The organism is Terracoccus luteus, from assembly GCF_003635045.1.
GTDB classification, from domain to species: domain Bacteria; phylum Actinomycetota; class Actinomycetes; order Actinomycetales; family Dermatophilaceae; genus Terracoccus; species Terracoccus luteus.
On sequence record NZ_RBXT01000001.1, the window covers coordinates 2,686,759 to 2,709,955 of the forward strand.

A 23,197-nucleotide genomic window follows, 5' to 3' on the forward strand; every position below is an offset into this window, starting at 1 on the left:
CGCCCACTGCTCCGCCTGACGGAGCAGTGGGTCTCACTGCTCCGCGACACGGAGCAGTGAGGGAGCCGTGACGGGGGCCGCGGGGACGGTGGGGGCGCCGGGGTGGCCCTTCTGAGCGCCGTGTCCAGCGCCCTCCCCGGGGCCGACGAGGATGCCGTCGCGCGTGCGGTCAGGCGGTCGCGTCGCGCAGGGCGGTCAGCACTCGGGCGTCGATGCCGTCGTCGCTGAGGCGGGACTCGTAGTTCGCGTGCCCGGCCCAGTCGGCCAGTGACGTCGCCACGTCGTCGCCCTCGAAGCCGAGCCGCGCCAGCCGCTCGCGCACCTCGTCTCCGAGCTGCCCGGTGAGCGGCTCGACCCCCTCGGGCTTGCCGAAGAACATCTCCCACTCGCCGAGCAGGCGACCGAGCTCGCCGACGGGGTCGGTGTGGTCGTCGACCCGCAGGTCGGCCAGCACGCCGCAGTCGTCGTAGCCGGCATCCGGTTCGACGGCGTAGAGGGCGGCGCTCTGACGACCGCGGGAGTCGCCCCCGGCGTCGTCGCCCGCGGCGAGGGCGGCGAGCAGCCGCTGGGCGAAGGGGCGCCCGGCCGAGTCGCGCCAGGCCTGCTCCATGGCCTGGACGACCTGCGGCCCGACGAGGATGTTGCCCTGGATGGCGAAGGCGGTGTCGCCCTCGTCGGCCGCCACTCCCCCGGCCCAGTCGTTGCACTCGCCACCGGTGAAGGTGGCGGCGCCGTCGACCCCGACGACGCCGATCTGGCGGGTCTCGCGGCCCTCGTCCAGGGCGACGGCTTCGTCGAGCGCCGTCGAGACCGGCTGCCCGCCGGCGAGGCGGCCGAGCAGCTCTTCGAGGTAGGCGACGCGGGCGTACGACTGGGTGGCGACCGCGCCCACCCCGAGCCGGGCGGCGGGCACGACCGCGCCGACGGCGAGGAACTTGCTCGCGACGGCGATGCCGTGGGCGGAGCCCTGCCGGGCGACGATGGAGAAGGTCATCGGGTCTGCCTCACTCGTAGACGTGGGGGGCGAGGGTGCCCACGCACCGCAGGTTGCGGTAGCGCTCCGCGTAGTCGAGGCCGTACCCCACGACGAACTCGTTGGGGATGTCGAAGCCGACGTAGCGCACGGGGATGTCGACCTTGACGACGTCGGGCTTGCGCAGCAGCGTGCAGATCTCGACCGAGGCCGGGCTGCGCGACTCGAGGTTGGACTTGATCCACGACAGCGTCAGGCCCGAGTCGATGATGTCCTCGACGATGAGTACGTGCTTGCCGCTGATGTCGGCGTCGAGGTCCTTGAGGATGCGCACGACGCCCGAGCTCTTCGTGCCGGAGCCGTACGAGCTGACCGCCATCCAGTCCATCGGCACCGTGCCGGGCAGGGCGCGCATGAGGTCGGCCATGACGACGACCGCCCCCTTGAGGACGCCGACGAGCAGGACGTCCTTGCCCTCGTAGTCGCGCCAGATGTCGGCGGCGAGCTCTCCGAGCCGGGCCTGGATCTGCTCCTCGGTGAGCAGCACCTTCGCCAGGTCGGCTCCCATGTGCTCGCTGTCCACGACGGCTCCTCGGTGCGCTCGGTGTGCTGGGTGTGCTCCGGCGCCCGGCGAGACCTCGTCGGTCCCCGGCCCCGGCGGCCGGGGACCATTCAACCCCACGCCCGCTCGCGGCCGTCGGGGGTGGCGCGAGGACGCCTCGGGACGCGGCCTCTCGACGGGTGGAGCCGCGTCGGGACGTGGCCTTTCGACGGGTCGGGGGGGCGTCGGGACTGGCCTCTCGACGGGTCAGGCGGTGGCGGCGTCCCGCAGGGGGCGGAACCGGATGGCGCGCCGCTCGCGGGCGACGGCGATGCCGCCGGGCACGTGCAGTGGGCCCTGGCCGTGCCACGAGGTGAGCAGGGCATCGAGCGACTCGACGTGGGCGGCGCTGACGTCGGCGAGCGGCGCCCCGGCCTCGGCGGCCAGCAGCCGCCAGACCCGGGTGCGGATGGCGCGGGGCAGCGCCGCGAGCGCGTCGAGGTCGACGCCCGGGTGGCCATCGGCGTCGGGCAGGGACGCCCGGGCCTCGACGGCGAGGGTCTCGAGGTGGTCGGCGTCCTCGCGCAGCAGGTCGGCGCTGCGGGCCAGCGCGGCCGCGAAGCCGGGGCCGAGCTCGGACTCGAGGCTGGCGAGCAGCCGACGGGCGCGCACCCGGCGGAACGACTCGTCGCGGTTGTGGGGGTCGTCCCACGGGTCGATGCCGTACGCCGCGCAGGCGGCGAGGGTGGTGGCGCGCGGGAGGGACAGCAGCGGGCGCACGAAGCGGTCGCGGCGCACCGGCATCCCGGAGAGGGAGCGGGCGCCCGAGCCGCGGGACAGGCCGAGCAGCACCTGCTCGGCCTGGTCGTCGCGGGTGTGGCCGAGCATGACGAGGGCGGCGCCGAGCCGGTCGGCGGTCGCGGTGATGGCCGCGAACCGGGCCGAGCGGGCGTCGGCCTCGAGGCCGGCCCCCGTCGTCGGCACCGTCGCCTCGACGACCTCGACCGGGTCCAGGCCCATGTCGCGGCAGAGTGAGGCGGCCTCCTGCGCGACGGCGCCCGAGCCCTCCTGCAGCCGGTGGTCGACGACGACCGCGCCGGCCCGCATCCCGGCCCGCGAGGCCTCGAACGCGAGAGCCGCGGCAAGGGCGGTGGAGTCGGGGCCGCCGGAGCAGGCGCTGAGCACGAGCGAGCCCGGCTCGAGGTCGCCGAGGTGGTCACGGACGGCGAGCCGGGTGGCGGCGACGGCGGGATCGGGGCCGGGCACCTCGGACGGCCCCCTCACGCGGCGCCGTGGACGCGTCGCACCCACGCGCCCGGGTCGAGGATCTCGGCACCGCGGGGCAGGGTCTCGGGTGAGGTCCAGACGGCGTTGAAGCCGTCGCGCCCGACCTGCTCGTGCACGGCCCGGACGAAGCCGGCGCCGTCGCGGTACTGGCGCATCTTCGCCTCGAGACCGAGCAGCCGGCGCAGCAGCTTGTCGACGCCGACCGCCCCGCTGCGGCGCTCGTCGAACCGTCGCCGGATGTGCGCGACGGTCGGGATGACGCGGGGGCCCACGTCGTCCATGACGACGTCGGCGTGGCCCTCGAGCAGCGACATGACCGCCGTGATGTCGGCGATGCGGGCCTTCTGCTCGGGCGTCGCGAAGAGGTTGGCCACCCCCTCGCCGGAGGTGAAGACGTCGGGCAGGTTGCGGGCCAGCGACTCGAGCCGCTTGCTGAAGTCGTCGGGCGTCGGCGCGAGGTCGACCGCGAGGGCCTGCGAGGCGCTGACGAGGTGGTCGCGCAGCCACGGCACCGCGGTGAACTGCACCCGGTGGGTCTCCTCGTGCATGGCGACCCAGCGCCGGAAGTCGTGCGGGTCGACCTCGAGGCGCCGCTCGGTGGCGACGATGTTCGGGGCGACGAGCAGCAGGCGGGGGGTGCCGCCCGGCGCGAGGTCGTACTGGCCCAGCACCCGGCTCGAGAGGAAGGCGAGCAGGCTGCCCATCTCGGCCCCGGTGACCTTGCCGCCGATGGCCTGGGTGGCCGCACCGGGGGCCTTCTTCATCGTGCTCGCCATCTTGTCGACGACGGGCTCCAGCAGGGCGCGGAAGGAGTCGACGTTGGCGCTGATCCAGCCCGGCCGGTCGACGACGAGGGGTGCGGGCGCGTCGTCGGGGGCGTGCAGGTCGGACGTCTCGGCCACGGGCGCGACCGCCTCGGCCGCCGCCTGCCGGAGGTCGCCGACGATGTCGGACGCCTCGGCGGCGGACACCTGCGGTCCCGCCTTGACGAGGGTGCGACCGGCGCGCTTGGCGAACTCGTAGTCGACGTAGCCCGGGCGGCGACCGCCGGTCGGTGACGCCTCGGGCGCCACGGTGGTGTCGGTCATGCGATCCCCTTCGTCGTGTCGTCGGTGACCGTACCCGCCGGCACCCGCCGTCCGTCCTGCCCGTTCCGTCCCGGTCAGCGGCAGCCGCACGCGGCGACGGCCGCCACGAACCGATCCAACGCCGACCTCGCGTCGTTGGTTCCCGCGTCGGCGACGAGGCCGGAGAAGACGATCAGCCGTCCGTCGTCGTCGACGACGCTGCCCGCGAGCGCGTTGGCGCCCGTCAGGGTGCCCGTCTTCGCCCGGGCCCGCCCCGCGGCATCCTTCGTCGTCGGGGTGTCGAACCGGCCGGCCAGGGTGCCGCTCAGGCCGCCGACGGGCAGGCCGTCGAGGGCCGTGCGCAGCACGGGGTGTCGCCCGTCGTAGCCGAGGACGAGGACGTCGGTGAGCAGCCGGGCCGTCACGCGGTTCTGCCGGGAGAGGCCGCTCGCGTCGCTCAGGGTGACGCCGCCGGTGCCGAGCCCGAGCGCGGCCACCCGCGAGACGACCCACGCGCCGGTGCGGGCGAACCCGTCGGCGCCGCCGGTGTCGACCCCGGAGCGGGACGCGGCCTGGCGGGCGAGGATCTCGGTGAGTGCGTTGTCCGACTCGGTGAGGGCGAGCGCGAGCTGGTCGCGGACGGGCGCCGACTCGACCGCCCCGAGCGAGACGGCCGACGCGGGCGTCGCCGGCGCCGGGGTCGCCGACACCGAGACCGTGAGGCCGCGGTCGCGCAGCAGCGTCGCGAACCGGTCGAGGGTGCTCGCGACGGGGTCGGCCGGCCCGATCCGGCCACCGGTGGCGCGCTGGTCGCTGCGCCCGAGCATGGCGACGGCGCCGGTGATGCCCTCGGGGCGGAAGCTCGTCGCCCAGGTCGGGGCCACGAGCGGACCACGCGCATAGGTCGTGTCGACCGAGAGGGTCACCGACGTGCGGCCCTCGCGCCGCAGGGCCGCGGCGGTCGCGTCGGCGAGGTCGCCGAGCCCCGCGCGGCCCGCCACTGCGGTGGGCTCGCCCCGGCCGGGGGCGAGCAGCGAGTCGCCACCGGCGACGAGCACGACCTCGTCGGCCGCGGCTCCCTGCACGGTGCGGGTCGTCAGGGTCGCGTCGGCCGCGAAGGCGTCGCCGATCGCGAGGGCCGAGAGGATCTTCGTCGTCGAGGCGGGGATGCGCGGGGTGTCGGCGTCCTGCTCGTAGAGCACGTCGCCGCTCTGGCCGTCGCGCACGACGAGCGCGGAGTCGTCGAGGGCGGGCAGCCGCAGCACCCCGGCGAGGGCGGTGCGCACGCCGGCCGGGGTCGCCGCCCGTGCGTCGCCCGCGAGCGAGGGCAGCGGCATCCCCGCGGATGCCGGGGCGCTGGGCTGCGCGACCACGGGCAGCGTGCGCGTCGCGGGGGTCTCGGTCGGCGGCGGCGGCGGGGCCGGTCGCGTCGTCAGCAGGCCGGGGGTGAGGTCGGCGGCGTCGAGGGCGGCGTAGCCCCCGGCGAGGACGCCGAGCGCCGCCAGCACGGCCAGACCTCGTCGCATCCGCTCCCCCTCTCGCCCCTCCGGTCGTCGGCGCACGGGCCCCCGGGCCTCGTTCGCCATCGGCCGGTCGTGCTGCCACACTGTCGCGGAAGATTCTGTCAGCAGCCGCCCGGCCCACCGGCATCCGAGACCGGTGCCGCGAGGGGTGCGGCGCACACGAAGGGGAATGACGTGGAGTTCGACGTCACGATCGAGATCCCGCGCGGCCAGCGCAACAAGTACGAGATCGACCACGAGACGGGGCGGGTGCGGCTCGACCGCTACCTCTTCACGCCGATGGCCTACCCGGCCGACTACGGGTACATCGAGGACTCCCTGGGCGAGGACGGCGACCCGCTCGACGCCCTCGTGCTGCTGCCCGAGCCGCTCTTCCCCGGCGTCGTCGTCAAGGCGCGCCCGGTCGGGATCTTCCACATGACCGACGAGGCCGGTGGCGACGACAAGGTGCTGTGCGTGCCCGTCGACCCGCGCACCGAGAACGTGCAGGACATCGGCGACGTCAGCCCGTTCACGCTCGGCGAGGTCCAGCACTTCTTCGAGCGCTACAAGGACCTCGAGCCCGGCAAGCACGTCGAGGGCTCCGACTGGGGCGACCGCGCGGCGGCCGAGAAGGTCATCGGCGAGGCGCTCGAGCGGGCCCGGGAGCAGGGCCTGTCGACGGCCCGCTGGGCCATGCCGACCGGTCACTGAGGCCGTACCGACACCACGCACACACGGATGGGCGTCCGCGGCACCGGCCGCGGACGCAGCGACGGCCGCCACCCCGAGGGGTGGCGGCCGTCGTCGTGTCCGGTGGCCGTCGACTGCGGGCCGTTGCCGGTGCAGTCAGGCGTGACCGTCAGGCGTGACGGTCAGGCGACCGAGCGCTGCTCGTGCTCGTTCTCGTTCTCGTCGAGCGAGGCGGCGGGCGACATGCGCGCGGGGAAGGCCGTCAGGGGCTCGACCCGGCCGGTGCGGGCGTCGCGGGCACGCTCGGTGCGCGGCACGTAGGTGCGGGCGGTGACGGTGGGCAAGTGGTGGGGGTTGCGTCCGGTCGACCGGACGATGTGAGCGATGGAGCTCATGGGCGGTCTCCTTGCTGGTCGTGCTCTGCGGTACTGGCTGGGAGGTACCCCGTGGTGGCGGTACGCTTAACGGAGAGCCACTCCGGTTCTTCCAGGACGACGATACGGAGAACTTCTCCGTTTAGCAAGGAGCAGGGTCGTGACGCCTCCCGGCACGACGAGCGCAGCCCGTTCGAAGCGGGTGCCGCGCACCTCGGAACCGCCTGTGGCACAGGCCGTCCCGCCGGATGCGAGCGACCAGCCCGACGTGACGGCCGTGACCGCCGCCTCGTCGGCGGCGACCGACCCGTCCGCCCCGAAGCCCATGCGCGCCGACGCCCGGCGCAACTACGACAAGATCCTCGCCACCGCCCGGCTCGTCTTCGCCGAGAGCGGCGCCGACGGCTCGCTCGACGAGATCGCCCGCCGCGCCGAGGTCGGGCCGGGCACGCTCTACCGCCACTTCCCCACCCGCGAGGCGCTCGTCGACGCGCTGATGAGCGACTGGGCCAGCCGGGTCGAGGCCGATGCGCGCAGCGCCGCCGAGGCCGGCGCACCGGCCCACGACACGCTCGTCGCCTGGTTCGGCGACCTCGTGGGACACATCACCCTGCACCGCGGCGCGGCGGCCAAGATCTGCGCGGCCATGGACGACCCCACCTCCCCCATCCACGGCAAGTGCCGCGTCATGGGCGAGGCCAACCGCGTCGTGCTCGACAGCCTCGCCGAGCGGGGCGAGCTGCGTGACGACGTCGACCCGCACGAGATCATGCGCCTGCTCGGCGGCGTGGCGAGCGTCGTCGACACCTCCCGGGCCGACCACCTCGACGTCACGCCGATGCTCGGCGTCGTCGCCGACGGGCTCCTCGCCCGCTGAGCGGGCCCTCCGCGCCGACCGGGCGGGCCGGCATCCTCTCGTCTTGCGATACATAGATAATCTATCTATATTGGGGGCGTGGACGACCTCGACTCCCTAGGCAACGAGCTGCTGCGCTCGGCCGCCCGGCTCTCGCGCTGGGCCAGCCGCAACGCGCCGTTCGACGTGCCGTTCGCGCAGGCCCGGCTGCTCGCCCTGCTCGACGAGCTCGGCCCGGCCCGCGTCAGCGCGCTCGCCGTCGCCGACCACAGCAGCCAGCCGACGATGACGACCCAGCTGCAGCGGCTCGAGTCCGCCGGCTGGGTGGAACGCTCGGCCGACCCGGCCGACGGCCGCGCGTCACTGCTCGCGCTGAGCGACTCCGGCCGCACTGCCCTCGACGGCGTGCGCCGGGCCCGCGTCGAGACCCTCGCCCCGCTGCTCGCCGAGCTCGACGAGGCCGGCGTGGCGCGGGTGCGCACCGCCGTCGGCGTGCTCGCCGACCTGCTGCGGTCGGCCGAGGACGCCGAGAACGGCGAGAGCGCGGAGGGCACCGACGCCGTCGACTCCTCCCCGGACGCCGCGGCGCCCACCCCAGGACTGAACCCCATCCCGACCCGAAAGGACGGATGACCACACCATGTGGCGCCAACCCAAGACCGTCTGGTCGATCGCCTTCGCCTGCGTGATCTCCTTCATGGGCATCGGCCTCGTCGACCCGATCCTCAAGCCGATCGCCGACGAGCTCGGTGCCGGACCCTCGCAGGTCTCGCTCCTGTTCACCAGCTACCTCGCCGTCATGGGCGTGGCCATGCTCGGCACGGGGTGGGTCAGCAGCCGCGTCGGCGCCAAGCGAACCCTGCTCATCGGCCTCGCCCTCATCATCGTCGGCGCGGCCCTCGCCGGCAGCCAGGACTCCGTCGGCGGCATCGTCGCCTTCCGCGCCCTGTGGGGCCTCGGCAACGCCCTCTTCATCGCCACGGCGCTCGCGACGATCGTGGGCGCGGCATCCGGCTCGGTGAAGCAGGCGATCATCCTCTACGAGGCCGCGCTCGGCGTCGGCATCGCGACCGGCCCGCTGCTCGGTGGCTGGCTCGGCGGCATCTCGTGGCGCTGGCCGTTCTACGGCGTCGCCGTCCTCATGGCCCTGGCCTTCATCGCCACCGTGACGACGCTGCCGGCCACCCCGCCCGCCGCGACGCCCACCTCGCTCGGCGCGCCGCTGCGTGCGCTCGGCCACCGCGGGCTGCTCACCGTCGGCGTCACGTCGCTGCTCTACAACTTCGGCTTCTTCACCCTGCTCGCGTTCACGCCCTTCCCGCTCGCCATGGGCGCGCACGAGATCGGCTTCATCTTCTTCGGCTGGGGCGTCCTGCTCGCCGTCACCTCGGTGTTCGTCGCGCCCCTGGTCCAGCGTCGCTTCGGCACGATGGCCGGCATCGTCGGCGCCCTGCTCGGCTTCGCCGTCATCCTCGCCGTCATGGCGGTCGCCACCGAGAGCAAGACGCTGCTCGTCGTGTGCGTCGTCCTCGCCGGTGCGTTCCTTGGCGTCAACAACACGCTCATCACCGAGACCGTCATGAAGGTGGCCCCGGTCGAGCGCGGGGTGGCCTCGGCCGCCTACAGCTTCGTCCGCTTCAGCGGTGGCGCCATCGCCCCGTGGCTGGCCGGCACGCTCGGCGAGCGCTCGGTGCACCTGCCCTTCTGGGTCGGCTCGGGTGCCGTCTTCGCCGCCGTGCTCGTGCTGCTCACGGCGCGCTCGATCATCGGCGCGCTCGACCACGAGGACGACCACGGCGCCGAGCCGGTCGCCTCGCGCGTCGAGGCCGAGGCGCTCACCGTCGGCGACGCCTGACCCGTCGAGAGGCCAGTTCCCGACGCCTGACCCCGTCGAGAACGCCGCCGGATGCCGAGTGGGACCGGACCTCATGGAGGTCCGGTCCCGCTCGCGTCCGGGTCGGCCCTCGGCGTGACCTCTCGACGGGGTCCATTCGACCTCTCGACGGGGTGGCGCGCGGGGTCAGTGGAAGGTGACGGGGTTGCCGGCCTGCATCTGGGCGTACTTCTCGGGGTCGGACTCGAGCGCCGCACGCCGGGCCTTGCGCCGGTAGCGCACGATCTGCATGACCCCGAGCGCCCACACGGGGTACTGGACACACATCGCGAGGCGGAAGGCGTCGACGTCCCAGCTCGACGGCCCCGCCGGTGACACCCGGTCGAGTACGACGCCGACGAGGGCCACCGCGGCCAGCGTGGCGACGAACCCCCCGGTGTTGACGATGCCCGAGGCGCTGCCGATGCGGGTCGGCGGGTTGAAAGTGCGGGCGAGGTCGAAGCCGACCATCGACCCCGGGCCACCGACGGCGATGAGCACGACGAGCACGACGAGCAGCCACAGCGGCGCGCGGCCGGGCCAGGCGATGACGACGGTCCACGCCGTGACCGCGGCGGCGACGATGCACAGCACGAGCGTGCTGCGCGAGAACGGGAAGCGCACCGTCAGCGTGCCGATGACCGGGCTGCTCGCGATCGACGTGACGACCATGACCATGAGCAGCACCGACGCCGTGCCGGGCGAGAGCCCCTGCCCCGACACGAGGAAGGGGAAGCCCCACAGCATCGAGAACATGTTCGACGAGAACTGCGACGTGAAGTGCGACCACAGCCCGAGCCGGGTGCCGGGCACGAGCCACGCCGCGCGCAGGGTGCGGGCGAGCGCCCGCAGGCGCAGCTCCTCGCGGTGCTGGTCGGCGTAGGGGCTGTCCTTGACGAGGAGCACGAGCGCCACCCCGGCGAGGATGCCGACGCCGGCGGCCGTCGCGTACGACGGGGTCCATCCCCACGTGTGCAGGGCGGCGGCGAGCGGCCCGGCGGCGGCCAGCGCGCCGAGCTGGCCGAGGACGCCGGTCACCTGCGTGACCATCGGGGTGCGGCGGGGTGAGAACCAGAGCGCGACGAGCCGCAGCACGGAGATGAAGACCATGGCGTCGCCGATGCCGAGCAGGACACGGCAGGCGAGGGCGGCCGCGAACGAGTCGACGAAGGCGAACCCGAGCTGCGAGACCGTGAGCAGGGTCAGGCCGACGCCGAGCAGCCGCTTCGAGCCGAAGCGGTCGAGCAGCGCACCGACCGGCAGCTGCATCGCGGCGTAGACGAAGACCTGCAGGATGGTGAAGGTCGACAGCTGCGAGCTGCTGATGCCGAACCGCTCGGCGGCGTCGAGACCGGCGACACCGAGCGAGGTGCGGTGGAAGACCGCGAGCACGTAGACGGCGATGGCCGCGGCCCACACCGACCAGGCGCGGCGGCCGTCGAGCGCGAAGCGGAGCGCCGGGGCGCCGGCGGTCATGCCGGCACCCGTCGGCGCGCCGCGGGATCGGTGGGGAGGGTCGGGTCTGCTCCGGGGGTCGTCGTGGGCACCCGGCTCAGGCGCGCGTGGCGTCGGCCGCCGCGTCGGCGGCGTCGTGCACGGCATCCTCGTCGGCGACGGCGCTCGTGGCCGACGACTTCGACGAAGGGGCCTTCGGCACGCAGTCGACGATGGCCTTGGCGACGGTCTTGCTCATGTCGCGCTGGAAGACGCTGGGGATGATGTAGTTCGGGTTGAGCTGCTCGTCGGTGACGACCGACGCGATGGCCTCCGCCGCCTTGATGAGCATCTCGGTCGTGACGTCGCTCGCGCGCGCGTCGAGCAGACCGCGGAAGACGCCGGGGAAGGCGAGGACGTTGTTGATCTGGTTCGGGTAGTCGCTGCGGCCCGACGCGACGACGGTGGCCCGCTGGGTCGCCTCGTAGATGTCGACCTCGGGGTCGGGGTTGGCCAGGGCGAAGACAATGCGCTTCTCGGCCATCTCGTCGATCCACTCGGGCTGCAGGATGCGCGGTGCGCTGACGCCGATGAAGACGTCGGCACCCTGCAGGCCGTCGCGCAGCGAGCCGGAGAGGCCGCGGGGATTGGTCTTGGCGGCCAGCTCGGCCCACGCCGGGGTCAGGTCGGCGTCCTCGCGGTTGAGCAGCCCGTGGCGGTCGCTCACGGTGACGTCCACGGCCCCGGCCGCGAGCAGCAGCTGCACGATGGCCGACCCGGCGGCGCCACCGCCGGAGACGACGATCTTGGCCGCGGCGAGCTGCTTGTCGACGCAGCGCAGCGCGTTGGTGAGGGCGGCGAGCACGACGATGGCCGTGCCGTGCTGGTCGTCGTGGAAGACGGGGATCGACAGGCGCTCGCGCAGCTTGGCCTCGACCTCGAAGCAGCGGGGGGCCGCGATGTCCTCGAGGTTGATGCCGCCGAAGCCGGGCGCGATGAGCTCGACGGTGCGCACGATCTCGTCGACGTCGGTCGTGTCGAGGCAGATCGGCCACGCGTCGATGTCGGCGAAGCGCTTGAAGAGCGCGGCCTTGCCCTCCATGACCGGCAGGGCGGCCTGCGGCCCGATGTTGCCGAGGCCGAGCACGGCCGAGCCGTCGGTGACGACGGCGACGGAGTTGCCCTTGATGGTCAGGCGCGGGACGTCCTCGGGGTGCTCGAAGAGGGCCTGGCTGACGCGGCCGACGCCGGGCGTGTAGGCCATGGCGAGGTCCTGGCGGTTGCGGATCTGCACCTTGCTCTCGACGCTGATCTTGCCGCCGAGGTGCAGCAGGAAGACGCGGTCGCTGACCTTGTGCACCCGCACGCCCTCGAGCGTCTCGACCGACTCGACGATCTCGCTCGCGTGGTCGGCGTCGCTCGCCGAGCACGTGAGGTCGATGACGAGACGGTCCGGCTGCGAGTCGACGATGTCGAGGGCGGTCGTGATGCCGCCGCCGTCGGCCACCTTCATCGCGAGGGCGCCGATCACCGCCGGGTCCGTGCCCGCGTGGATGCGGATCGTGATCGAGTAGGAGGCGGTGGTGGCCCTGGCGCGCTGGATCGACTCTGACACGCTGGGTATGGTCCCACGACTCGGATGCCGGGTCGCGTCGAGTCCGAGGACCGGCCAGTAACCACCCGCTCCCGTCCACACCACCGGTGCTCGGCGACCTTTGCGCCGCGCCGCGGCCGGCTCGTAGACTGGGGCCAGCTCAGGGATCCGGCGTCACCTGTTGGGCGGGTAGGTGCGCACCCGCTCTCGCGTACCCCGCGACAGGACCGGAGCCGCCCGTGTCACCCATCGACAGCTACCGCCGACTGTTCGGCCTCACCGGCGCGACGTACGTCGTCGTCGCCTTCCTCGCCCGCCTGCCCCTGGCCATGAGCCAGCTCGGCACGCTCCTGCTCGTCACCGACGCCACCGGCAGCTACGGCGCCGGCGGCTTCTGCGCCGGAGCCCTCGCCGTCGCCAACGCCCTCGGCGCCACCTTCTGGGGCGGGCGCGCCGACCGCGTCGGCCAGCGGCGGGTCGTCGCCGTGCAGTCCCTCGCCGGGGCGGTCGCCATCGCCGTCCTGCTCCTCGTCGTGCACGCCCGGATGCCGTGGGGCGTGGCCGCCGTCGCCAGCGCGGTCGCCGGCCTCCTGCTCCCCCAGATCGGTCCGCTGGCCCGGGTGCGGTGGCGCCCCATCACCGCCCGCTCGGGGGCGGCCCAGCCCCGCCTCGTCGACGCCGCCTTCTCGTACGAGGGCGCCGCCGACGAGGCGTCGTTCGTGCTCGGGCCGGCCCTCGTCGGGCTGGCCGTGTCGGCGGTCAACCCCAGCGCGGCGCTCGTCGCCGCCGCCGCCGGCCTCGCCGTCTTCGGCACGTGGTTCGCCGTCCACGACACCGCCCGCCTCACGCACGTGGCGACCCGGGCCGCGTCGGGCGTCGCCGGGCGACTGCTCACGCCGGCGCTGCTGGCGCTGTGCGGGGCCCAGCTCGTCATCGGGGCGGTCTTCGGCTCGGTGCAGACCGGCACGACGGTCCTCGCCACCGCGGCGGGACAGCCCGGCGCCACGGGCTACTTCCACGCCCTGCTCGGGGTGGGCAGCGTGGCCGCGGGGCTCGCGATGGCCGGCCTCCCGGCATCCTTCGCCCTGCCCGACCGGCTGCGCTGGTTCGCCCTCGCCCTGCTCGTGCTCGCCGCCCCGCTGCTGCTCGTCGGCTCGCTGGGCGCGCTCGTGCCGGTGCTGCTCGTGCTCGGGTGCAGCGTGGCGCCGTACATGATCACGACGTTCACGCTCGGCGAGCGGGTCAGCCCGCCGGCGCGCACCGGTGCCGCCATGACGGTGCTGGCCGCCGCCACCGGGCTCGGCTACGCCCTCGGCGCGGCGCTCGCCGGTCGCCTCGCCGACCTCGGCGGGCACCGCCCCGCCTACGCGGTGACGGTCGGCGCCGCGGTGCTCGCCGTCGTGCTGTCGTGGGCGACCCACCGCGTGCTCACCCGGGCGCTGCGCCACTCCGCCGAGGATGCCGCGCCGCCGGCCTCGGCGGCCGCCTGACCGCCCCCTCGACAGGGACGCAGAAACGCCCCCCGGGAGACCCGGGGGGCGTCGTCTGAGCCGCTTATCGGAATCGAACCGATGACCTATTCATTACGAGTGAATCGCTCTGGCCGACTGAGCTAAAGCGGCGCGGGGGTGAGCCCGGCTGCGAGTATACGCAGGGCCCGGCGGCCGTGAGAAATCGGCCTCCGACGCTCAACGGGCGGCGCAGACGTAGCCGTCCTGGGGCGCGAGCGAGCGGCTGAGGAAGTCGTCGACGACCCGGTCGGCGCAGGGCGTGCCGTTGGCGTAGGCACCGTGTCCCTCGGCGTCGACGTCGACGTAGCGGGAGTCGTCGAAGAGCTTGGCGAGGTAGGCGGTGTCCTCGATGGGGGTGACGGGGTCGCGCTCGTTGCCGATGACGAGCACGGGCGCGGACGGGCTCGAGCCGACGTACGGCTGGTTGCGCACCTTGCCGGTCCAGCCGTCGCAGCTCGCGCCGTGGCCGAGCGCCACCCGGGCCCACAGCGGGTGCGACTCGCGCACGGTGCTGCTCGGCGACAGGGCGTCCCAGCCGGACCTGGGCCAGTCGGAGCACAGCACCGGCAGGGCGTTGCGCTCGAAGCTGGGCGAGCGGTAGGCGCCCTCGTCGTCGCGCTCGACCATCCAGGTCGCGAACTCGGCGAGGGAGACCCCGTCACCCTGCTCGACCGCCTCCTGGAGGGCGGGGACGAGCTCGCTCCACGACTCGGGGTCGTCGAGGCCGCGCTCGATGGCGGTCGCCGCCCAGCCCTGGGTCAGCCTCGGCAGGACCTCGTCCTCGGTCGGCAACGGGCGCTTCTCGAGGTCGTCGACGAAGGCGACCAGCCGCTGCTCCAGCCGCTCCCGGGTGTCACCGAGGGAGCAGCTGTCGTAGTCGACGCAGGAGGACGCCAGCTCGTCGAGGGCGTCGTCGAAGACCGCCGCGTAGCCGGCGGCCTCGGCGTCGACGCGCGACTGCAGCGGGTCGCCGATGGTGCCGGTACCCGAGAAGGGCGCGGCCGAGTCGAGCACGACGTGCCCCACGCGGGTCGGGAAGAGGTGGGCGTACTCGGCACCGATGAACGTGCCGTAGCTGATGCCGAGGTAGCCGAGGCGCGTGTCACCGACGGCCGACCGCATGATGTCGAGGTCGCGCGCCACCCACTCGCTGCCCATGTTGCGGGCGAGGTCACCCCCACGCCGGAGGCACCCCCGCAGCCGGTCGGAGGCCGCCTTCGCGACGGCCGTGACCTCGGCGGCGGAGTCGGGCGTCGGGTCGGCGGCGTGCTGCGCGTCGAGGTCGGCGTCGGTGAGGCAGTCGAAGCCGCCCGACCGCCCGATGCCGCGAGGGTCGAAGCCGACGACGTCCCACCGGGCCAGCACGTCGGGGCCGAAGTACGACGCGGCGTCGGCGGCGAGGTCGATGCCGGACTCCCCCGGCCCGCCGGGGTTGACGAAGAGCGTGCCGAGGCGTGCGGCGGGGTCGGAGGCGGGCGCCCGGTGCAGGGCCACCTGCAGGCTCGCGCCGGTGGGCCGGTCGTAGTCGACCGGCACCCGCACCGTCGCGCAGTCGTGGCCGGCCCCCTCGTCGTCGGGGTCGGCGTACTCGTAGTCGTCGTCGGGGCAGTCGCCCCAGGCGAGGCGCTGGCCGTAGAACGCGCGCAGCTGGGCCGGCTCGGGGGCGACGCCGCCGCTCGGCACGAAGGCGGCCTGCTGCGGCGGGGTCTTCCACGGCGCGGACGGGTCGGTCGGGTCCGTGGTCGCGGGGCTGGTCGCCGATCCCGCCCCGGTGGGCCCGCTCGTCGTCCCCGAAGCCGGCCGACCGGCATCCACCTGGCCACCGGCACTACCGGGACCACCGGTCGCGAGCGCGACGAGGGCGCCGAGCACGACGACGGAGGTCAGGGCGACGAGCCCGCCCCGGCGCCGGTCGGCCGTACGTTCGGCGCGGGCCGCCGACGTGGGCCCGGTCACCGGCAGGCCAGCCCGTCGCGGGGCACGGTGCCGGCCGTGAGGTAGGCGTCGACGGCACCGTCGACGCACGAGCTGCCGGTGAGGTACGTGCCGTGGCCGTCGTGGTCGGAGGTGACCAGCACCCCGGAGTCGAGGTCGGCGGCGAGCTGCTTCGTGCCCCCGATGGGCGTGGCCGGGTCACGGAGGTTGCCGATGACGAGGATGGGAGCGGCGCCGGTGGCGAGGGTGGCACCCTTCGGCGTCCGGCCGGCCGCGGGCCACGTGCGGCAGGTGTCGTAGAGCAGGCCGGTCATGCGCGCCCACAACGGGTGCTCGCGCTGGGCCGTGGCCCGCGCGGCGGAGAGCGCCGGGGTGTCGGGGGTGCGGGGCCAGTCGGCGCAGCGCACGGGGATCATCGCCTGCAGGTAGGTCGAGGGCGCGTAGCGCCCGGTCGCGCTGCGCTCGACGACGCTCATGGCGCGGGCGAGCAGGATGTCGCCCTGACCGGTGCGGGCCTGCGCCAGCCCCTCGTTGAGGGTCGGCCAGCTCTGGTCGGAGTAGAGACACATGAAGACGGCGAAGCTCGCCCAGCCCTCGCCGATGGTGGTCAGGCCGGGCTTGGCCGTCTTGAGCCCGGTGCGCTCGACGCGGTCGAGCAGGTCGACGAGCTCGCCACGCGCGGCCGCCCGGTCGCGCCCGAGGGCGCAGTCGGACCGGGCGACGCACCAGTCGATGAAGGCGTCGATGGACGACTCGAAGCCCTGGATGTCGTAGGTCATCTCCTGGGTCTCGGTCTGGTTCGGCGACAGGGCCGAGTCGAGCACGAACCGACCCACCGTGGCCGGGAAGAGGTCGGCGTAGGTGGCGCCGAGGAAGGTGCCGTAGCTGACCCCGAAGAAGTTGAGCCGCGCGTCGCCGACGAGCGAGCGCAGCACGTCGAGGTCGCGGGCCACCTCGGCTGTGCTCATGTGCAGTGCCCGCTCACCCCCCGAGGCCGCGCACCGGGCGGTGACCGCGTCGGCGTCGGCCAGTAGCTTCGCCCTCTCGGCCGCGGTGTCAGGGGTCGGGTCGTCGGCGAAGAGGAGGTCCATGTCGGCATCGGTGAGGCAGCCGACCGGGTCGGACTCGCCGATGCCACGGGGGTCGAAGCCGACGATGTCGTAGTGGGCGCGGATCTCGTCGCTGAAGACGAACTGGGCGTACTGCGCGTACTCGAGCCCGGAGCCCCCCGGGCCGCCGGGGTTGATGAAGAGCGTGCCGAGCCGCTTCGCGGGGTCGGATGCCGGCACCTTGCGCAGCGCGAGCCCGAACCGGTCCCCGGTGGGGCGGGCGTAGTCGACCGGTACCTCGGCGGTGCCGCACAGGTCGCTGGTCTGCCCGTCGCAGGCCGACCACGAGAGCGACTGCGTGTAGAAGGCGTCGAGGGCGGCGTCGTGGTCGCCCGGCGCCCCCGGGGCGGCGGGACCCGGTGCACCGGTGCTGCCGGACGTCACGGCGGGCGCCGCGGCCGTCGTCGACGGGTTGGTCGCCCCGCGGCCGGACAGCCCCCACACCGTGAGCGCCGTGACGAGTACGAGGCCCAGGACGACGAGCGAGGCGACGACAGGGCGCCGGGCGGACCCCGCGGGGGTCGTCGGCGGCGGGCCGGTCAGCACGTCGTGCCGTCCTCGGGAGCGGTGCCCTGCACGTAGTAGGCGTCGATGGCGTCGTCGATGCACGAGTTGCCGCGCATGTAGGCGGTGTGGCCGTCACCGTCGCGGGTCAGCAGCGTCGCGTCGGCCAGCTGGTCGCGCAGGCGCTTGCTCCACTCGTAGATCGTCGCGGGGTCGCGGGTCGTGCCGACGACGACGATGGTGTTGCTGCCCTCCGCGTGGATCTCGTGCGGCGGGGTGCCGCCCGTGACGGGCCACTCGCCGCACGGCAGGGCCCCCCAGGCGAGCATCGGGCCCCACGTCGGCGCGCTCTTGGCGAACTCCTCGGCGTAGCCCTCGTAGGCCGCGAGGTCGGGGCTGTCGGGGCGGTCGAGGCAGTTGACGGCGTAGATGACCTCGAGGAGGTTGCCGGTGTAGCGGCCACCGGGGTCGCGGTCGGCGTACTGGTCGGCGAGGGCCATGAGGCCGGCGCCGTTGCCGTTCGACGCCTCGCGCAGCGCGTCGGTGAGGATGCCCCACGAGCCCTCGTCGTAGAGGGCCTGACCGAGGCCGAGCGAGGCCCACGCCTCGTTGAGCTCGGGCACGGCGGTGTCACCGGTGGGCAGCGGGTCGCGGTCGACCCGGGCGAGGAAGTCGCGGATCCACTGCATGCCGCCGTCGACGGTGTCGCCGAGCAGGCAGTCGCCGTCGTCGATGCACGACCGCACGTAGGCGCGGGTGGCGAGCTCGAAGCCGCGGGCCTGCCCCTCGCCCATCTCGGCGCTGGTGAGGTCGGGCGGCACGACGCCGTCGAGCACGAACCGGCCGACCCGCTTCGGGAAGAGGTCGGCGTACGTCGAGCCGAGGAAGGTGCCGTACGACTTGCCGAGGTAGTTCAGCTGGGCGTCGCCGAGGGCCGCCCGCAGCACGTCCATGTCCTTGGCGGCGTCGACGGTGCTGACGTGCGGCAGCAGCGTCGGGTTCTTCTGCTCGCAGCCGTTCGCCATGCGCTTCGCCTCACCGAGCAGCTGCTGCTGCTCGGCGGCGTCGTCGGGCGTCGGGTCGGTGCTCAGGAAGGTGTCCATCTGGCTGTCGTCGAGGCAGTCGATCGGGGCCGACCGGCCCACGCCCCGGGGGTCGAAGCCGACGACGTCGAAGTACCGGCGCACCGACTGGCCGACGATGCGGTCGGCCGCCGCGGCGTAGTCGACGCCGGAGCCGCCCGGCCCGCCGGGGTTGACGACGAGGGAGCCCAGCCGCTTGCCCTGGTCGGACGCCCTGACCCGCAGCAGGGCGAGCTCGATGTCACCGCTCGCGGGGTCGGCGTAGTCGACCGGCACCCGCAGCTTCGCGCACTCGAAGGACGAGCACCCGCTCCACGTCAGCCGCTGCCCGTAGTAGCCCGCGAGGTCGGCAGCCGGGGCTTCGGTCGCGGACGCGCTGACGGTGGGCGCCACCGGGGTGGGCCCGCCCGTCGTGCAGGCCCCGACGAGCAGGAGCGCGACGACCGCGGCCATCGCCCGCAGGCCCCGCAGGCCCCGCAGGCCCCGCAGGCCCCGCGGCGCCCGCGGACCCGGCACCGGGCGCCGGGCGCCGTGGGGGGTCGGGTCGAGCACGCGGCGCCTCATGGCGCACACGGTAACCCGGGATGCCGACAGCACCCGTCCCGCGAGTGGGTGCACCCACGGTCGTGACCGTTCCGCAGCCTCGTCCCGGCTCAGGGGGCCTCCGCGGGCTCCGGCGGGGTCAGGCCCCGAGGTCGCGGGGCACCCGCAGCTGCAGCGCCATCGCTTCGAGGGCGAGCAGCGGGGGGACGTTGGCGTTGATGCGGTCGCGCGCCTCGGCGATGGCGTCGAGGCAGCCCAGCAGCGCCTCGGCGGTGAACACCCGGGCCAGGGCCCGCACCCGGTCGATGGCGTCCTGGTTGACGAGCTCGACGGTCGACCCGAGGGCGAGCACGAGGGCGTCGCGGTACACCGACGCGAGGTCGACGAGCGCGCGGTCGACGACGTCGCGCCCGAACCGGGTGGCCCGGGTCTTCTGCTCCTTCTCGAGCGCGGTCAGCTGCGAGCGGATGTGCGGCGGCTGCGTGCGGGCGGCCGGGTCGGCGCCGAGCACCTCGAGCAGGTGGGCCCGCTCGGCGGCGTCACGCTCGGCCCCGCTCGCGCTCGACTCCTCGTCGGCGATCTGCGCGAGGTCGGCAGCGGCACCGATCGCGTCGCCCACCCCGACGATGCGGGTGGCGAGCGAGACGACGTCGCGGCGGCGGATGCGGGCGCCCTCGTCGCGGGCCAGCCGCCGGGCCAGCCCGATGTGAGACTGGGCCGCGCGGGCGGCGTAGAGGGCCATCGCCGGGTCGACCCCGTCTCGGCGCTGCAGCAGGTCGGCGACCGCGTGCACCGGGGGCGTGCGCAGCCGCACGTGCCGCGACCGCGAGCGCAGCGTGATGATGACGTCCTCGAGGCTCGGCGCGCAGAGCATCCAGACCGTGCGCGGCGTCGGCTCCTCGAGCGCCTTGAGCAGGGCGTTGGCCGGGGCGTCGCTGTAGGCGGTGAGGCGGTCGGCGTCCTCGATGATGATGACGCGCCACCGGCCCACGGACGGGCGCAGCGCCGCCTCCTGCACGAGGTCGCGCATCTGCGACACCTTGATCGACAGGCCCTCGGTCGCCACGACCTCGACGTCGGCGTGGGTGCCGTCGAGGGCGGTGCGGCACTCGCGGCACTCCCCGCAGCCGCCCCGGGGGCACTGCAGCGCCGCCGCGAACGCCCGGGCGGCGGTCGAGCGGCCCGAGCCGGGAGGGCCGGTGAAGAGCCAGGCGTGGGTCATCGATGCCTCGTCGGTGGCCGCCCGGGACAGCGTCTCGACGGTGGGCTCCTGCCCGACGAGGTCGTCCCAGACGCTCACGGCGCCTCCGCCCGGGTCGGTGCGGGTCGGGCGGCCAGCGCCGCGTCGACGCGGGCGAGCACCTGCTCGTGCAGGTCGCGTACCGGTGACGTGGCGTCGACGACGAGGTACCGACCGGCATCCTGCGCGGCGAGGGCGAGGAAGCCCCGGCGGACGGCCTCGTGGAAGGCGTCGGCCTCGGACTCGAGGCGGTCGTGCTCGGCGCCGCGCCGGGCGCGGCCGACGGAGGCGGGCACGTCGAGCACGATGGTGAGGTCGGGCAGCAGGCCGCCGACGGCCCAGTGCTGCAGGGCCCGGATCTCGCCCGCGCCGAGGTCGCGGCCGGCCCCCTGGTAGGCGATCGAGCTGTCGGTGTAGCGGTCGGTGACGACGACGCGACCGGCCCGCAGGGCGGGGCGGATCAGCTCGTCGACGTGGTGGGCCTTGTCGGCGGCGAAGAGCAGCGCCTCGGCCCGGGGTGCGACGTGGTCGCCGTGCAGCACGAGGTCACGGATGCGGGCGCCGAGCTCGGTGCCGCCGGGCTGGCGGGTGACGACGACCTCGTGGCCGCGGGCGGTGAGGGCGTCGGCCAGCAGCCGCACCTGCGTCGACTTGCCCGCGCCGTCGCCGCCCTCGAAGCACACGAAGAGGCCGGGCGACGTGGTGACGGGCGACCCGGCATCCGTGCCCTCGACCGGGAACGGCCCGGTCGACGGGGGTGCGGGCTCGCTGTCGGTCACGGGCGGCAGCCTATGCGAGCGCGCCGACACGGCGCGGGGCCGTGCACGGGCGGTCCACCCACCGGTGTACGGACGGCGCGACCGGGCCGTCAGCGGCGGGCGACGAGCTCCTCCGCGATCTGCACCGCGTTGAGGGCGGCGCCCTTGCGCAGGTTGTCGCCGACGACGAAGAGGACGAGGCCCTTGCCCTCGGGCGCGGCCTGGTCGGCGCGGACCCGGCCGACGAAGACCTCGTCACGGCCGGTGGCCTCGAGCGGGTTGGGCACGTCGGTGACGACGACGCCGGGGGCGTTCTCGAGCAGGTCGAGCGCCTCCTCGACGGAGATGTCGTCGGCGAACTCGGCGTGGATGGCGAGGCTGTGGCCCGAGAAGACGGGCACGCGCACGCAGGTGCCCGAGACGCGCAGGTCGGGGGCGTGCAGGATCTTGCGCGACTCGTTGCGCAGCTTCTGCTCCTCGTCGGTCTCGAGCGAGCCGTCGTCGACGATCGAGCCCGCGAGTGGCACGACGTTGAAGCCGACCGAGACGGCGTAGACGTTCGGCGGGGGCACGGCGACCGAGCGGCCGTCGAGCGCGAGGTCGCGCGGGTCGCCAGCCGCGTAGCCGCCGCGCAGCTGGGAGTCGAGCTCCTGGACGCCGGCGCCGCCCGAGCCCGACACGGCCTGGTAGCTGCTCACGTGCAGGCGCACGAGACCGGCCTTGTCGTGCAACGGCTTGAGCACCGGCATCGCGGCCATCGTCGTGCAGTTGGGGTTGGCGACGATGCCCTTGGGGATGTCGTCGAGGTCGGCGGCGTTGACCTCCGAGACGACGAGGGGCACGTCGGGGTCCTTGCGCCAGGCGCTCGAGTTGTCGATGACGGTGGCCCCGGCGGCGGCCACCTTCGGCGCGAGCTCCTTCGAGGCCGCGCCGCCGTTGCTGAAGAGGGCGATGTCGATGCCGGAGAAGTCGGCCGTGGCGGAGTCCTCGACGACGACGTCCTCGCCCTTGAACGGCAGGGTCGTCCCGGCCGATCGCGACGACGCGAAGAAGCGCACCGACGTGATCGGGAAGTCACGCTCCTCGAGCAGCGTGCGCATGACGCGGCCGACCTGACCTGTGGCACCGAAGACTCCGACTCGCATGGGCCCAGCGTACGGCGGCCCATGCGGGGCGACCGGCGCTCGTTCACCTGTCGGTCAGCGGTTCGGGCGGGGCGGTCGCACGCCGCCGGTTGGCCTTTCGGCGACCTCTATCTGGCCTTTCGACGGGGGTGGGCGGGGTGGGGTCAGGGGTGGGCGAGGCGGGCGACGATCGCGTCGCCGAGCTCGGCGCCCGACAGCCAGGCGGCCTCGACCCGCGGCTTGTCCGACCACGAGTCGCCGCACAGCCCGACGCCGTCGTCGCCGAGGTGGTGCGTGCGGTCGCGCGACGACGCCGGGTGCGCGAAGCTCCAGCGCTGCACGCGTGACCACTCCGGGGCCATGTCGACGCCGAGGATGCCGGTCAGCGCGGCCAGCAGCGCCGGTGCGGCCGCGTCGGGGTGGTCGAGGTTGGCCCGAGCCACGTCGACGGTCGAGTGCGCGACGAGGACGGCGGCGCCGTCACCGCGCCGGCGACCGTCGTCGGCGATCCACGACAGGGTGTCGTCGCCGTTGACGAAGGCACCGTCGAAGTCGGGATGCGTTCGCTCCCAGAGCCGCTCGCCCCAGCCGGCGAGCAGGGCGAGGGTCGGCTCGAAGTCGTCGGTCAGCTGCGCCGTCGACTCGAGGGTGTCGTCGAGCAGTCGTCGCGCCTGGGGGTCGGGCATCGCCAGCACGACGACCGCGGCCCGTCGGCCGTCGACGAGGAGGGCCTCCCCGTCGCGCGTCACGTGCAGGGCCGTCTCCTGGCGGACGTCGAGGCCGGTCGCGAGGTCGTCGGCGAGGGCCCGCAGCCCCTGCGGGCCGGACCACCGCATGGCGCCCTGCTTGGGCTCACCGAACGCCCCGTCGTCGACGACGTCGAACGTGTCGGTCCACGGACGGGCGAGGTCGCGCCCGTGCCAGTCGTCGACGACGGCGCGGAAGCGGTCGTGGGAGACCGTGAAGTACGAGGCCCCGGTATCGATGGCGTGACCGTCGACGGTGCGCTGGCCGAGGCGGCCACCCGGTCGGCGACCGCGGTCGAGCACCGTGACGTCGTGACCGGCATCCGCGACGACCCGCGCGCACGCGAGGCCCGAGATCCCGGCCCCGACGACGACCACCGACTGCGTGCGCTGCGACTGCATGGGGCTCTCATGCCCCGTCGGGCGTCGCCCCTACCGGTCGGGCCGGTCG

At 74.4% G+C, this 23,197-nt stretch carries 20 protein-coding genes and 1 tRNA gene; 5 read left to right on the plus strand and 16 right to left on the minus strand.

All coding sequences use genetic code 11. From position 1 onward, the window contains the following. Nucleotides 1-169: 169 nt before the first annotated feature. The 5 genes from DFJ68_RS12200 to dacB all read right to left on the minus strand — a co-directional run bounded on the left by DFJ68_RS12200 (nt 170) and on the right by dacB (nt 5,394). Nucleotides 170-994, minus strand: coding sequence for a DUF1028 domain-containing protein (locus DFJ68_RS12200; protein WP_121033567.1), 825 nt, complete (start codon nt 992-994; stop codon nt 170-172). A 10-nt stretch (nt 995-1,004) separates the two neighbouring features. After that, nucleotides 1,005-1,556, minus strand: coding sequence for a hypoxanthine phosphoribosyltransferase (hpt, locus tag DFJ68_RS18515; protein ID WP_121033569.1), 552 nt, complete (start codon nt 1,554-1,556; stop codon nt 1,005-1,007). 225 nt (nt 1,557-1,781) lie between these two features. Then, on the minus strand, nt 1,782-2,798 hold the full coding sequence (tilS, locus tag DFJ68_RS18520; RefSeq protein ID WP_245963615.1) for a tRNA lysidine(34) synthetase TilS: 1,017 nt from the start codon (nt 2,796-2,798) through the stop codon (nt 1,782-1,784). After that, a complete protein-coding gene (locus tag DFJ68_RS12215; protein ID WP_121033573.1) occupies nt 2,795-3,889 on the minus strand; it encodes a zinc-dependent metalloprotease in 1,095 nt (364 codons plus the stop codon). Before DFJ68_RS12215 ends, tilS begins: the two co-directional genes overlap by 4 nt. Nucleotides 3,890-3,963: 74 nt before the next feature. Beyond that, the gene (gene dacB / locus DFJ68_RS12220) at nt 3,964-5,394 is read right to left on the minus strand and encodes a D-alanyl-D-alanine carboxypeptidase/D-alanyl-D-alanine endopeptidase (RefSeq protein WP_121033576.1); all 1,431 of its coding nucleotides are present in this window, start codon (nt 5,392-5,394) and stop codon (nt 3,964-3,966) included. Between the two features lie 171 nt (nt 5,395-5,565). On the opposite strand from dacB, the gene DFJ68_RS12225 reads away from it, so the two are divergent. Beyond that, the gene (locus DFJ68_RS12225; protein WP_121033577.1) at nt 5,566-6,084 is read left to right on the plus strand and encodes an inorganic diphosphatase; all 519 of its coding nucleotides are present in this window, start codon (nt 5,566-5,568) and stop codon (nt 6,082-6,084) included. Nucleotides 6,085-6,245: 161 nt separating this feature from the next. On the opposite strand, the gene DFJ68_RS12230 is transcribed toward DFJ68_RS12225, so the two are convergent. Then, nucleotides 6,246-6,458 carry a hypothetical protein gene (locus DFJ68_RS12230; protein ID WP_121033579.1) on the minus strand — a complete coding sequence of 71 codons (213 nt, stop codon included), beginning with the start codon at nt 6,456-6,458 and terminating at the stop codon, nt 6,246-6,248. Nucleotides 6,459-6,705: 247 nt separating this feature from the next. Here DFJ68_RS12230 and DFJ68_RS12235 point away from each other — a divergent pair, with 247 nt between their 5' ends. The 3 genes from DFJ68_RS12235 to DFJ68_RS12245 all read left to right on the plus strand — a co-directional run bounded on the left by DFJ68_RS12235 (nt 6,706) and on the right by DFJ68_RS12245 (nt 9,148). Then, nucleotides 6,706-7,314 carry a TetR/AcrR family transcriptional regulator gene (locus tag DFJ68_RS12235; protein ID WP_245963616.1) on the plus strand — a complete coding sequence of 203 codons (609 nt, stop codon included), beginning with the start codon at nt 6,706-6,708 and terminating at the stop codon, nt 7,312-7,314. Between the two features lie 78 nt (nt 7,315-7,392). Further along, nucleotides 7,393-7,926, plus strand: a complete 534-nt coding sequence (locus DFJ68_RS12240) for a MarR family winged helix-turn-helix transcriptional regulator (RefSeq protein ID WP_121033581.1) — start codon at nt 7,393-7,395, stop codon at nt 7,924-7,926. Between the two features lie 7 nt (nt 7,927-7,933). Continuing rightward, nucleotides 7,934-9,148: an MFS transporter gene (locus DFJ68_RS12245; protein WP_121033583.1), complete on the plus strand. Its 1,215-nt coding sequence runs from the start codon at nt 7,934-7,936 to the stop codon at nt 9,146-9,148. A gap of 165 nt (nt 9,149-9,313) precedes the next feature. On the opposite strand, the gene DFJ68_RS12250 is transcribed toward DFJ68_RS12245, so the two are convergent. Both DFJ68_RS12250 and DFJ68_RS12255 read right to left on the minus strand, forming a co-directional pair. Further along, nucleotides 9,314-10,642 (minus strand): MFS transporter, encoded by a 1,329-nt coding sequence (locus tag DFJ68_RS12250; protein WP_121033585.1) that lies wholly within the window; start codon nt 10,640-10,642, stop codon nt 9,314-9,316. Between the two features lie 76 nt (nt 10,643-10,718). Next, the gene (locus DFJ68_RS12255; protein ID WP_245963617.1) at nt 10,719-12,215 is read right to left on the minus strand and encodes an NAD-dependent malic enzyme; all 1,497 of its coding nucleotides are present in this window, start codon (nt 12,213-12,215) and stop codon (nt 10,719-10,721) included. Between the two features lie 218 nt (nt 12,216-12,433). Here DFJ68_RS12255 and DFJ68_RS12260 point away from each other — a divergent pair, with 218 nt between their 5' ends. Then, nucleotides 12,434-13,684 carry an MFS transporter gene (locus DFJ68_RS12260; RefSeq protein WP_121033587.1) on the plus strand — a complete coding sequence of 417 codons (1,251 nt, stop codon included), beginning with the start codon at nt 12,434-12,436 and terminating at the stop codon, nt 13,682-13,684. Nucleotides 13,685-13,742: 58 nt separating this feature from the next. Here the strand turns inward: DFJ68_RS12260 and DFJ68_RS12265 are convergent. The 8 genes from DFJ68_RS12265 to DFJ68_RS12300 all read right to left on the minus strand — a co-directional run bounded on the left by DFJ68_RS12265 (nt 13,743) and on the right by DFJ68_RS12300 (nt 23,148). After that, nucleotides 13,743-13,816 (minus strand) — tRNA-Thr (locus DFJ68_RS12265). 66 nt (nt 13,817-13,882) lie between these two features. Next, nucleotides 13,883-15,661, minus strand: coding sequence for an alpha/beta fold hydrolase (locus tag DFJ68_RS12270; RefSeq protein ID WP_170165760.1), 1,779 nt, complete (start codon nt 15,659-15,661; stop codon nt 13,883-13,885). Further along, a complete protein-coding gene (locus DFJ68_RS12275) occupies nt 15,658-17,295 on the minus strand; it encodes an alpha/beta hydrolase (RefSeq protein ID WP_245963618.1) in 1,638 nt (545 codons plus the stop codon). Before DFJ68_RS12275 ends, DFJ68_RS12270 begins: the two co-directional genes overlap by 4 nt. Continuing rightward, nucleotides 17,289-18,899 (minus strand): alpha/beta hydrolase, encoded by a 1,611-nt coding sequence (locus DFJ68_RS12280; RefSeq protein WP_245963619.1) that lies wholly within the window; start codon nt 18,897-18,899, stop codon nt 17,289-17,291. Before DFJ68_RS12280 ends, DFJ68_RS12275 begins: the two co-directional genes overlap by 7 nt. A gap of 118 nt (nt 18,900-19,017) precedes the next feature. Further along, a complete protein-coding gene (locus DFJ68_RS12285; RefSeq protein WP_121033593.1) occupies nt 19,018-20,178 on the minus strand; it encodes a DNA polymerase III subunit delta' in 1,161 nt (386 codons plus the stop codon). After that, nucleotides 20,175-20,897 (minus strand): dTMP kinase, encoded by a 723-nt coding sequence (gene tmk, locus DFJ68_RS12290; protein WP_121033595.1) that lies wholly within the window; start codon nt 20,895-20,897, stop codon nt 20,175-20,177. The genes DFJ68_RS12285 and tmk overlap by 4 nt, the downstream gene beginning before the upstream one ends. An 89-nt stretch (nt 20,898-20,986) precedes the next feature. Beyond that, complete coding sequence (locus tag DFJ68_RS12295; RefSeq protein ID WP_121033597.1) at nt 20,987-22,021, minus strand: aspartate-semialdehyde dehydrogenase; 1,035 nt, start codon at nt 22,019-22,021, stop codon at nt 20,987-20,989. A gap of 143 nt (nt 22,022-22,164) precedes the next feature. After that, nucleotides 22,165-23,148, minus strand: coding sequence for an NAD(P)/FAD-dependent oxidoreductase (locus tag DFJ68_RS12300; RefSeq protein WP_121033599.1), 984 nt, complete (start codon nt 23,146-23,148; stop codon nt 22,165-22,167). Nucleotides 23,149-23,197: the final 49 nt, after the last annotated feature.